Here is a 10,785-nt window from a genome sequence, read left to right as displayed (position 1 = left end):
TCGGCTGCGACCATTGGCTGAAGGCATAACGTCCTCCAGGTCGCAGAACGCGGTATCGGCGCAGCCATTCTATCAAACTCCCAGGCTATTCTCCTAGATGGGTTGTTTTCATTTGTCGGTTTTGCAGCAGCACTTTTTGCACGAAGGGTAATTGGAAGGGTCCAAAAGGCGCCCGACCACATTCGCCCTTTTGGCTACGGGTCGGAAGAGTCAATTTTACAACATTCAGGGCTCTCTCGTTGCTTGGTGTGGTGCTCTTCGCAATCATCAATGCGCTTCGTAGCATCGGCTCATACGCGAACGGTCACTCCATTTGGTTGCGCGTGTAATGGTTGACTGAACGCTCAAGTAGCACATTCACTGCTTTCAAAGAAAACCGCCTGTTTGAAGGAGCGATCTCTCGACAATGTTGGGCAACGGCTGATTAGATGTCTACTTTGGCCAGCACAGGGCTTATGCGCAACTTTGGTCTTGTCTAGATGACTGCCGGGGCCACCGTTCTTGGTGAAACGGTTGAGCAACTGCGAGATATTCTCATGCTCCGCCACCTCATGGCACCAAGCGTTCCAACTGCACCAATGAGCAAAAGAATGCTTGCAGGTAGTGGCACTGGCGCAGGCCCAACCGTGCCGTAGTTACTCAGCGCAAATGGACCCCTTCCGGACTTTGCGAAACTAACCGTATCAGACGCAGAAGACAGGAAGAATGCGGTAGCTGTACCGTACTTAACAAAAAACAACCCTTTGGACACATTGAACGAGTAGTTTTCGCTGTTCCCGGTGCCACCAAGGCCACCTCCACCTAAATCAAATTTGATTACATCCGAGGAAACGCTCGAATACCCGATGTTGGTTAGATAGGATGCGATATTTGCCTCATTTGAGCTTCCAATAGACAGCCCGTGAGAAAACATCGAATCCAAACTTCCGTCTTCAAGAATTCCGACGCAGGAGTTACACTTCACGGAGAATGAAGCCGACGATTGATCGACAATGTTCACAGTCAGTGCATTTGATGCTGTGACTGAAAGCATCAACGACATAGTAGCCGCAAGGACCCTGGAAAAAGCACCAGCAAACAACTTCATGAATCACATCCCCCGAGACAACATCAAATTTGTAACACAAACTGTTCTGAAATTGAGTTTTTTCAAGTCTGCGACCATGGGATTAAATCATTGACTTAATTTGCATATCTTATGGAAACAGTTTGTTTCCAAATGGCGAATAATATACAAGGGTCAGGACCCACTGATTTCCGTTTTGCGGCCTGATTCACGGTTCAAAAACGAGCGGTGAACATGTGTGACCTCTTCTGGCTTACGGATGCGCAAATGGCGCGTCTGGAGCCCTTCTTCCCGAAGCCCCACGGCAAGCCGCGCGTCGATGACGGGCGTGTGTTGAGCGGGATTATCTTCATCAATCGCAATGGTTTGCGGTGGCGGGATGCCCCTGCTGCCTATGGACCGCACAAGACGCTGTACAATCGATGAAAACGGTGGAGCGACAAGGGCATCTTCGCGCGAATGATGGCTGGCCTGGCCGCCGAGCACGGCGAACAGAAGACTGTGATGATCGACGCGACCTATCTGAAGGCTCACCGGACAGCGACCAGCATGGGCGTCAAAAAGGCGGGCGTGGACGCCTGATTGGCCGAACCAAGGGCGGCATGAACACCAAACTGCACGCCATCTGCGACAGTCAGGGACCCCCCTGAACCTGTTATAACCGCAGGACAGGTCAGCAACTACATCGGTGCTCGGGCTCTGTTCAGCGGCATACCGAATGCCGATTGGTTCCGAGAAGCGTTACAAGACAAAGGGATACGCGCTTGTATCCCCGGTCGGAAGCAGCGCAAGACAACGGTGAAGTACGACAAGCACCGATACAAACGAAGCAAACGGATCGAGATCATGTTTAGCAGGCTCAAGGATTGGCGCCGTGTGGCAACCCGTTACGACAGGTGCCCGAAGGTCTTCCTCTCAGCAATCGCCCTCGCAACTCTCGTCATCTATTGGCTATGAGGCCTGAATCTAAGAAACATTTGCCCAAATAGCGAACGCCAAAGAACTTCGAAGATCAATCGATTTCTTTCTTTAATTCGTCACGAGCTTCGTCAGCCTCGCCCTCTAGCTCTTCGCGCAATTCCTCGGCCTCGTCTTCAAGGTCATCGCGCTCCGCATCGATCTCTTCTTCGAGCTCATCGCGCACATCGTCAGCTTCTTCCTCCAGTTCGTCACGAACTTCGTATCCGACCTTCTCGCCTGCATCCCGAACAGCGTCGCGTGCATCGCCGTCAATCCGATCACTTCTACTATCCACGCGATCCTGTGCCCTATCTGCGCCTCGGTTCCCAACATCGCGCGCCTCTGCGCCAAAGGGTACGTTAATTAAAGCGGCAGCTATCAACGAAAAGCCGAAAGGTGAGACAGTTCGGAGAGGGTTTTTAATGGATTTTCCTTCAGAAATTTTGGCAAATTACACTCGGAGAAGCGCCTTAGTTTTTGTTGTTTTTTTGATGTTAATTCGACAAGAACAGCCGTCAAGTTTCACGACAAATTGCGCGTCCGCTGCATACAAGTTGCCGTTTAGACGCGCGTACCGCGTAGCGACAGATACATTCTAAGTCTGTATGGCCCGCATAGCAGTCGTTCACGCCGAGTATGGCGAAGTATGGCGAACGACTGCATAGAGCCCAATGCAGTCATCAGCAAGAATGCGCGTCAGCAATATGCCGAACATTCGGACAAACTATCCGAACCGAGACAATAGGCAAATCCAGAAATACAAGAGAGCTAGAATGGTCGGCACTAACCGTTCGCTGTAAGGCGCTTGGTTCGCAATCGCAACGAGTGAAGCTCCCACACAGGCTGTTCCGGCAATGACAAGCGTCAGTGGCATCGAGAATAAATACGCGACCGGCCATGACACGTCTGAGTTCGCGTAGAACCAAATTATCTCCAACATACCCAAAGCGCCAACTAAACACATTGCAATAGCCATTGAATGGCTAGACCGAGTGACCCTCGAGGCGCTATCAGCAGCGGCACGGCTGGCAAATAACGACCCTGCTACGATGGTTGCTGCGAATATGATTGTCGGGAGCACTAGGAAAACAGCAAGCATTTGAATCTGCACCTATCGGCTTTAAAGGCATTTAGTCAAAATACCGTTAACAGTTCGAATTGTTACGAGTATTTATACTCTTCATAGCAGTCATTATTTTGAACCTGCTGAACGATCATGACGAGCGCTGATCCGAAGTCATTTCACCTTCTCAAAACGGCAAAGCAACGCCTTTGAGGTAACGATTGGAGCACTTGGGCACGAGTGCATAGGCTTTGCCAATGCCAGATACACTGAACCGCAATCGGCTGGACTGGAACGGAACAGCGACCGCCATTTCGTTAGACCGGGCAAGAGTTTGCCAAAACTGTTTCTGGTGTTGTGGGTCAGATGCATCAAAAAGAAAAACCTGAAAGAGACGAACTTGGGAAATGACTAGTGCATCAGTTCGGGTGAACTTTTTGCCGTCGAAGTAGAGAGTCACTTTGAACATGTTGGAACGAGGCTGACGCATACCGGACCAGCTAAGACTCTGAAGAGTGATAACTGTCCCATCCTTTGTAAGCGCAAATTGCATTTGGCCTGCGTCTAGACCCGTGCCGATTTGGCATAAACCTTGTTGACCCGAAATCTTCCAAACACCAGACCGGCCAAATTCCTTGAAATCCGCAGCGGATGCCCACGTGGCGGACAGCAATACTAGAACGAATGCTAGGCGGGCTATTGCCTTTGTCATAGCTCTCCTCCGAAAACCGACAGCCTAAGAGTAGTAAATGGCGCCATCGGAACTTTGATCGAAGTCAACTCAAACGACTTGAGCTATCGCACCTAAGCTAGATCAACGTCCGCGATGCTACCGTTCGTTCCAACGCAACCAAGGACTGCTTGGAGCTCAATACCGGCTTCGTGTTACTTGCCTTGACGCGCCGCAATCTCAACAAATGCGCCAAACGCTGTCAGTATTATCCCAATCACGGGAATCCAGATTACGGCCAGTGAAATTGCAAGCAGATAAGCTAGGAGAAAAAATGCATCTCCAACTACCGTTCCCTGGTTTGCCGGGTCGGTAACCGCGAAGGTCACGACAACGAACGCTAGAATGGCCAGCCCGGTGGTGACTGCCCAACGTCCATTTTTTGCTCCGAAAGCGGGAGACAAACAAACCGATCCTTCCGTTTATCAGTAACAACCCATCGTGTTTAATGTTCCAGCTAATTTACTCCTAGGTCAACGACCACAAAGTCCGCTGAGCAGTAGTTCAGATCTACTGCAGCGAAGGTCCGCATCGAGCTCAAAGCGGACAAGCACCAAGTCTCATAATTTTCTCGCACCGGCGATAGCTTCAAACGTCGGTTAATTTTACCATAGTAGCAGGCTTGTTTTTTGCGCCTCGAAACCTTTTGGCGTCGGAAAAAGCGAGCGCATCCTGGCAACAAGTTCGATCTCACCATCCAGCATCTTTCGGACAGTGTTTAACCAGTTATTGAAAGTTTCAGATTCCCAATGATCCTGGACCGCGGCTTCGTTCCTGAACACTTCGTAGAAATAGAAACGATTTGGGTTTGTTTCATCCACCATAATATGAAACTGAAAGACTGCAGGTTCTTCACTGACAACATTTTGCGCTTGGAAGATGCTGGCGTCCAAAAAGGGCTGCCGATACTCAGGTTTTACGTTGATCACGAAGAACCCACCAAACATTGCATCTTCCATATTTGTCTCCTTCATTGATCTAAAAGCGGCGAATGTCGCAAATCACACCTGTCCTGCTGGATGGTGTTAATCTACAGCACTGCGATACCCATGAACCTAAGCGGGTATCCTTTCGTTATCTGCTTCACCCCATCCTAGCGCGCGAGCAAGTTCGTGTGACATTGTGATAAGTGTATGGCCAATCTTTTCTCGCTCGGAAGGTGTAAACACCCGAAGAGACGCCGTAGCGCCGATTGAAAGCGTCGCACCAACACCTGTCTTGGTCAGCGTTGTAGCGACAGAACTGATTCCGCGCTCGAGCTCTTCAACACATTCGGCATACCCTTTGGCTCGAATGACATCGAGTTCCGCGGCCAGATCCTTGGGGTCTGTAATCGTGCGATCTGTGTACTGCTTAAGCTGCCCATCCAATCGGTCTTGAGACAGCAGTTCAGGCGAAACGGCGGCGATTGCCTTGGCGCAAGAGCACGCGTGCATTGGTCGTTTGCCCATACCTGGATGAAGAAAAGACACGCCCGTCTGCGGTGTCTCCACATGAATAATCTCGACCCAATGGCCCCGTAGCCGAGACAAGAAAAACGCAGCGCCATAGTCATTCGCGGCGCTAGATAGGACAGGCGCAATCACTTGCAAAAGAGCGGGATCAGAGTGATCGCTCAACGTGATACGCTTTAGCCTATTCCCAATCGCGAACTCTCCGCGGGTTGGTGATTCAAGGAGGCCGGACGAAACAAGGTCTTGAACCAGCCTGTAGGCCGTCGGTTTAGGTATATCGGACTGAGCACAGATATCCGCTACGGACGCACGTCCTTTTTGACCCACGATTTCCAAAACCAGCGCTAATCGTTCGAGATGCATTTTTCTCACTTTATGATAACTAAGTTTTCGATATACGATACAATTTGGGGAATCAAGGGAGGAGCATACGATGGATGGACAATGCTGTGGACCGGGCTTCAAGAGTCCGCAAGAAGCCATCAAAGCCCCCCGAGAAAAGCTACTCTACACGATCGCCATCTACACCGGGACAGGGATCCAGAAACCTGATTACCTTGCTACAGTGGATGTCGAACCTGACAGCCCGACCTATTCTCAGGTAATCCATAGGCTGGAAATGCCGGGGATTGGGGACGAGCTTCACCACATGGGGTGGAACGCCTGTTCGTCCTGTCACGACGACGGCTCGATGTCCCGCAAATACCTGATCCTGCCGGGCGTACGCTCTAACAACCTTCACATCGTTGATACAGCCACTGACCCGCGTGCGCCGCGGTTGCATAAGGTCATCGACGGGGCCGAAATCAAGGCCAAGGCAGATTTATCGGGCCCGCATACGGTGCATTGTTTGGGCTCGGAAATTATCATTTCCTTCCTTGGAAATGCCAAGGGTGAGGCTCCTGGAGGCTATCTGCATCTCGACAAAGAGTTCAACATCGTCGGTCGCTGGGAAACCTCGATGGGCGATATCAAATTCGGCTATGACTTCTGGTACCAACCACGCCACAACGTGATGGTCAGTTCCGAATGGGCTGCGCCCAATACCTTCATGCCGGGCTTCGATCTGGAAGAAGTGGGCCATCTAAAATATGGGCGGGAGCTGCATTTTTGGAATTTCGAAAAGCGCGAACCGGTCGAAAGTTTCTATTTGGGTGAAGACGGGCTGTTGCCACTGGAAGTCAAGTTCCACCATGACCCCGACAGCACGCATGGGTTCTGTGGCGCAGCTCTTTCGACCAATGTGATCCATTGGTGGCAAGACGATGCTAAAAAGTGGCAGTTGGAAAAGATCATCGACGTGGAAAACGAGATGCACCCCGAATGGCCGATCCCGTTGCCGGGGGTAATGTCGGCGATCCTGATCTCGATGGACGACAAATACTTGTACCTGAACAATTGGCTGCATGGAGATATGCGCCAGTATGACATCACCGACCCGCATAATCCCAAGCTAACCGGCCAAGTGTTTATGGGAGGTCTTTTGGGTAGAGCTCCGATAGTTAATGGGGTTGAGGTCGCGGGTGGTCCGCAAATGTTCCAGCTCTCTCTCGACGGACGAAGGCTTTATGTCACGACTTCGCTGTTCTCGACTTGGGATAACCAGTTCTATCCCGAGATCCGCGAAAAGGGCGGGGTTATGGTGATGATCGATTGCGACCCTGAAAACGGTGGCATGAAGATCAACGAGGATTTCATTGTGGACTTTGGCAAAGAACCGAATGGGCCATCGCGCTGTCACGAGAGCCGGTATCCGGGCGGTGATTGCACAAGCGACATCTGGCTATGACTGTGTATACCGTGACGATCGCGAACAGAGATGGCGCGCAATACTGTGTGGATGCGCGGCGTCCACTTCTGGAAACGCTGAGAGAACAGGGCGTCGACTTGCCTTTTGGGTGCAAGTATGGCGGCTGCATTACCTGCGCGGCAAAACTACAGAGTGGTGCGATCGATCAACGCCGACAGGTTGCGCTGAATAATCGGCAAATCGCGAACGGCTACGTGATCCTTTGCGTGGCACGTCCGACATCCGACATCACGCTTGAGATCGGGGTCGAGAGCCATGACAATCTGTACCGCAATCCGTTTCTCGACCCTCTAAAACCCCACGAACTCAAGGCTGACATTGCGACGCCGAAGGAAGGTTAACCGATGCCCGAGGCAGATATCGACCGCATCTACGATTACGACCCCAAATACCTCGCCGACATCCTGCAGTCGGTTAAAACCATTGCAATGGTGGGGGCTAGCGCGGACAAAACGAAGTTCAGCTATGGCGTTCTGCGACAGCTGAGTGAAATCGGCTATGATATTCTACCGGTGAATCCTAACCCGAATGTTTCGGAAATTAGAGGGCTCAAGGTCTACCACTCGCTGGAAGAGATCGACAAACATGTTGATATGGTAGACGTTTTTCGCCCGAAGGAAGAGTTTTATGCCTTTGCCGAGAAGGCTATCGCAATCGGGGCAAAAGTTCTTTGGGGTCAAATCGGTGTGTACGACGACAAAGCAGCGCAACTCGCCGAAGCGGCGGGCCTTAAAGTCGTGATGAACCGATGCCCCAAGATTGAACTCTTCCGCCCGTTTTGGAAGCCGCGCCTGGACCTAAAGATATGATGGAAATTCGATTGGTAGCTGCCTCCTCAACATCCAATAAGGGTGCCAATTGAGATATTGTGCTTACGGAAGAGAAGACAAATAATCCTGCCCGCTTTACGAAATCCGCATACTCTAAACCCAAGAATGGCCGTTTTGTATATAGAACCAACGGCCACCTTGTCCACGAACCAGATATTCAGGTTACATCCCAGCGCCGCGCAGCGGCGAACGGCAGCTTTGTGCGCTCTTCGGACCTCCGTCCCTCTTCCAGCCTCACTCGTGCAACGAGTATCTCCTTTGACGGGCCGCACCGCGGCGACAGAGGTCAAGGTCAAACGGCCGCTTTTGGTCGTCCTCGAAGGGCAGGGCGCCTTGTGATCACACATGCTGCACGGGCTCCCGTGTCTGTTGGGAGCCCAAAGCGATCGCGCTTTCTTGATGGGACCACTTTGCTCTAAATACCGGGCTGACAGTGCTCTCTCTGCAGGCTAGCTTCCAACAAGCGGGGAGAGAAACATGGAAAAGAGGCTTGCGGCTGTGCTTGCGGCTGATGTCGCTGGATACTCGGCGTTGATGGATCAGGATAGGGACGGAACACTCAAAGCGCTTAAGGCTTTCCGTGAGGATCATCTAATGCCCGCTTTGGCTATCCATGAAGGGCGATTGATCAAAAGCATGGGTGACGGCTGGATTGCTGAGTTTCGCTCCGCATCGGCTGCGACAGAATGCGCGATTGCTGTTCAGACGGCTGACCGACCACAGGAGATTCAAGTCCGCATCGGCATACATACAGGGGAAGTAGTTTCGGAAGGCGATGACATATTCGGTGACGGTATCAACATAGCTGCACGTCTCGAGGCATTAGCGGAACCGGGGCAGATATTGCTTTCAGACACAGCACACAACAGCCTAGACCGGAAAGCCGCCGCCTCGTTCTCTGGCGGTCGGAAGACTGAGTTGAAGAACATTGCACGCCCAGTTGGCGTGTGGCAGTGGCCTGTCGGTTCGACGGCTACAAGTGCAACTGTCAAATCTGAGAAACCCGGTATTGCTGTGCTGCCGTTTGACAATATGTCAGGCGACCCGGAACAAGAGTTTTTCGCTGATGGAATTACCGAGGACATCATAACAGAGTTGTCTCGTTTTCGTTGGTTGATGGTCGTAGCGCGAAACTCATCTTTTACTTTTAAAGGTAAGAGCACCGACATTCGCGAAGTTGGGCAGGCGCTCGGCGTGAGGTATGTGCTTGAGGGTTCGGTAAGGCGCGCAGGCCAGCGTCTTCGGATAACAGGACAGCTAATTGATGCAGAGAATGGCAGTCATCTTTGGGCCGATCGTTTCGATGGGATGCTGGACGATGTTTTTGACCTTCAAGATCAGGTCACGCAGGAAGTTGTTACGGCGATCGAACCGTCCGTTCGCCGTGCCGAGACAGTTCGCGCTCGGGCGAAACCGACAGAAAATCTCGACGCTTATGAACTTTATCTTCGGGCCCAGTCACATTTTCACCTGCTGACGGACGAAGACAACCGTGAGGCCATTCGCCTAACGCGTCTGGCGTTGGAGCGCGATCCTGATTATTCGTCGGCAGCTGGATTACTTGCGTGGTTGCATATCCAAAGGATGGTGCAAGGACTGAAACCGATTGACGAAGGGCCGAAGGCAGCTGTTGCTGCAGCAGAACGTGTATTGTTGAGCGATCGCGCAGATGGAATTGCGTTGGCCTACGCCGCACACTCGATCTCTATGCTTGCACAAGACTTGCCGCGAGCTCGCGCAGTTTTCAAACAAGCATTGGCCGAAAATCCAAACGCTGCGACCGTTCACATGCTCGCTAGCATCAATCTGAGTTTTCTCGACAGACCCGAAGAAGCCCTGGAACACGCGACACACTCAATCAATCTCAGTCCGAAAGATCCGATGCGGCACGCAGCCTATGTCGGGCAGGCCTCCGCATTTTTCCAACTTGGCCGCTATGCTGAAGCCGTTGAGGCCAATCGAAACGCCTTGGCCATTAGGGCGAAATTCGTGATTACGCATCTCATGCTCATCGCATCCTTGGCTCAAAACGGAGACCTAGAGTCAGCGAGGGCTGCGGTATCTGAACTGAAGGAGCTTCGTCCGGATCTAGACATTAAAGAACAAACGAGACTCCCCATTTTCAGCGTTCCCGAATGCTCGGAGCAATGGAGGGATGGATGGCTAAGAGCAGGCCTTCCAATCTGAGAAAACAAAATCAAGCAGGCTATGCAGTCCGGCGGCTTCGTCCGCAGAGCGGTCATTGCTGCACTGCACGGCGAACGACTGCTTCGAGCCCAATGTATGAACCGGCTGCTGTTCGCAAGTAAGGTTTTGCACGTGCTCAGAAGTCGCTGATATGTATCCGGCCTTTGGATCGGTACGCGGGCCGTGGCCTTATTGGGGTTACGCTGGCACCGTGGTCTCATTAGCGGACAGGCCGTTGTAGCCATCTGGGCTCTCAGACTCTGGGAGCGTTTGGTTTCCGTTCCATGCTTCCTCTCTTTCGCGAACTCCTTGGGATCAGGGCTGGGTCTCAGACGCCGACCATGATCTCGTCTCTTTGGGCGTCGAATGGCACCCCATGTCTCAGCACGCTTCAAGCGATGCGGGCGAGCTTGTTGGCCAAGGCAATGGCCAGCTTATTTCGATGCATGCGTATCGCTGCGCGGGCCAGCCAGTCGCCGAAGCTGAAGCCGGGCCAGTGATGGGGCCGCATCAGGACAACATTTGCCGCCTGAACAAACAGCATGCGCAGATATCGGCTGCCCCGCTTTGAGATGCGTCCCAGAACCGTTCGACCGCCGGTGCTGTATTGCCGGGGAATAAGGCCGATCCTGTCTAGCCCCCGTGTTCTGGGCCATTTCGGACTAGAGTTTCGGGGACTGGTGGG

10 protein-coding genes and 2 pseudogenes are annotated in these 10,785 nt (G+C 52.2%); 5 read left to right on the top strand and 7 right to left on the bottom strand.

Annotated elements, in window-relative coordinates:
• Window positions 1-475: 475 nt before the first annotated feature.
• Window positions 476-1,087 carry a VPLPA-CTERM sorting domain-containing protein gene (locus tag GOV91_RS22170; protein ID WP_171237091.1) on the bottom strand — a complete coding sequence of 204 codons (612 nt, stop codon included), beginning with the start codon at window positions 1,085-1,087 and terminating at the stop codon, window positions 476-478.
• Window positions 1,088-1,300: 213 nt separating this feature from the next.
• Between GOV91_RS22170 and GOV91_RS22165 the strand changes: the two are divergent.
• Window positions 1,301-2,023, top strand: a pseudogene (locus GOV91_RS22165) (IS5 family transposase).
• Between the two features lie 55 nt (window positions 2,024-2,078).
• On the opposite strand, the gene GOV91_RS22160 reads toward GOV91_RS22165, so the two are convergent.
• The 5 genes from GOV91_RS22160 to GOV91_RS22140 all read right to left on the bottom strand — a co-directional run bounded on the left by GOV91_RS22160 (window position 2,079) and on the right by GOV91_RS22140 (window position 5,636).
• Entirely contained in the window at window positions 2,079-2,321 is a 243-nt protein-coding gene (locus GOV91_RS22160; protein ID WP_171237090.1) for a hypothetical protein, read from the bottom strand.
• A gap of 955 nt (window positions 2,322-3,276) precedes the next feature.
• On the bottom strand, window positions 3,277-3,801 hold the full coding sequence (locus GOV91_RS22155; RefSeq protein WP_171237089.1) for a hypothetical protein: 525 nt from the start codon (window positions 3,799-3,801) through the stop codon (window positions 3,277-3,279).
• Window positions 3,802-3,974: 173 nt separating this feature from the next.
• The gene (locus tag GOV91_RS22150) at window positions 3,975-4,223 is read right to left on the bottom strand and encodes a hypothetical protein (protein WP_171237088.1); all 249 of its coding nucleotides are present in this window, start codon (window positions 4,221-4,223) and stop codon (window positions 3,975-3,977) included.
• A gap of 201 nt (window positions 4,224-4,424) precedes the next feature.
• Window positions 4,425-4,778 carry a putative quinol monooxygenase gene (locus tag GOV91_RS22145; RefSeq protein ID WP_171237087.1) on the bottom strand — a complete coding sequence of 118 codons (354 nt, stop codon included), beginning with the start codon at window positions 4,776-4,778 and terminating at the stop codon, window positions 4,425-4,427.
• Window positions 4,779-4,874: 96 nt separating this feature from the next.
• Window positions 4,875-5,636 carry an IclR family transcriptional regulator gene (locus GOV91_RS22140; protein ID WP_171237086.1) on the bottom strand — a complete coding sequence of 254 codons (762 nt, stop codon included), beginning with the start codon at window positions 5,634-5,636 and terminating at the stop codon, window positions 4,875-4,877.
• A 70-nt stretch (window positions 5,637-5,706) separates the two neighbouring features.
• On the opposite strand from GOV91_RS22140, the gene GOV91_RS22135 reads away from it, so the two are divergent.
• The 4 genes from GOV91_RS22135 to GOV91_RS22120 all read left to right on the top strand — a co-directional run bounded on the left by GOV91_RS22135 (window position 5,707) and on the right by GOV91_RS22120 (window position 10,100).
• Window positions 5,707-7,062: a selenium-binding family protein gene (locus GOV91_RS22135; protein ID WP_171237085.1), complete on the top strand. Its 1,356-nt coding sequence runs from the start codon at window positions 5,707-5,709 to the stop codon at window positions 7,060-7,062.
• Window positions 7,059-7,424 (top strand): 2Fe-2S iron-sulfur cluster-binding protein, encoded by a 366-nt coding sequence (locus tag GOV91_RS22130; protein WP_170412916.1) that lies wholly within the window; start codon window positions 7,059-7,061, stop codon window positions 7,422-7,424. The genes GOV91_RS22135 and GOV91_RS22130 overlap by 4 nt, the downstream gene beginning before the upstream one ends.
• Before the next feature lie 3 nt (window positions 7,425-7,427).
• Complete coding sequence (locus tag GOV91_RS22125; RefSeq protein ID WP_170754812.1) at window positions 7,428-7,892, top strand: CoA-binding protein; 465 nt, start codon at window positions 7,428-7,430, stop codon at window positions 7,890-7,892.
• A 498-nt stretch (window positions 7,893-8,390) separates the two neighbouring features.
• The gene (locus GOV91_RS22120; RefSeq protein ID WP_171237084.1) at window positions 8,391-10,100 is read left to right on the top strand and encodes an adenylate/guanylate cyclase domain-containing protein; all 1,710 of its coding nucleotides are present in this window, start codon (window positions 8,391-8,393) and stop codon (window positions 10,098-10,100) included.
• 394 nt (window positions 10,101-10,494) lie between these two features.
• On the opposite strand, the pseudogene GOV91_RS22115 reads toward GOV91_RS22120, so the two are convergent.
• A pseudogene (locus tag GOV91_RS22115) lies at window positions 10,495-10,785 on the bottom strand (transposase); the annotation flags it as partial.

This window comes from Ruegeria sp. HKCCA6837 (genome assembly GCF_013034475.1).
Lineage (GTDB): Bacteria > Pseudomonadota > Alphaproteobacteria > Rhodobacterales > Rhodobacteraceae > Ruegeria.
Note: the sequence above shows the minus strand (reverse complement) of the source record. Positions and strands in the feature narration are given on the sequence as shown.

Excerpts from the sequence above, each read along its gene's own strand:
- GOV91_RS22130 (WP_170412916.1), top strand. The coding sequence starts at position 7,059 with ATGACTGTGTATACCGTGACGATCGCGAACAGAGATGGCGCGCAATAC.
- GOV91_RS22170 (WP_171237091.1), bottom strand. The coding sequence starts at position 1,087 with ATGAAGTTGTTTGCTGGTGCTTTTTCCAGGGTCCTTGCGGCTACTATG.
- GOV91_RS22135 (WP_171237085.1), top strand. The coding sequence starts at position 5,707 with ATGGATGGACAATGCTGTGGACCGGGCTTCAAGAGTCCGCAAGAAGCC.
- GOV91_RS22145 (WP_171237087.1), bottom strand. The coding sequence starts at position 4,778 with ATGGAAGATGCAATGTTTGGTGGGTTCTTCGTGATCAACGTAAAACCT.
- GOV91_RS22120 (WP_171237084.1), top strand. The coding sequence starts at position 8,391 with ATGGAAAAGAGGCTTGCGGCTGTGCTTGCGGCTGATGTCGCTGGATAC.
- GOV91_RS22140 (WP_171237086.1), bottom strand. The coding sequence starts at position 5,636 with ATGCATCTCGAACGATTAGCGCTGGTTTTGGAAATCGTGGGTCAAAAA.
- GOV91_RS22125 (WP_170754812.1), top strand. The coding sequence starts at position 7,428 with ATGCCCGAGGCAGATATCGACCGCATCTACGATTACGACCCCAAATAC.
- GOV91_RS22155 (WP_171237089.1), bottom strand. The coding sequence starts at position 3,801 with ATGACAAAGGCAATAGCCCGCCTAGCATTCGTTCTAGTATTGCTGTCC.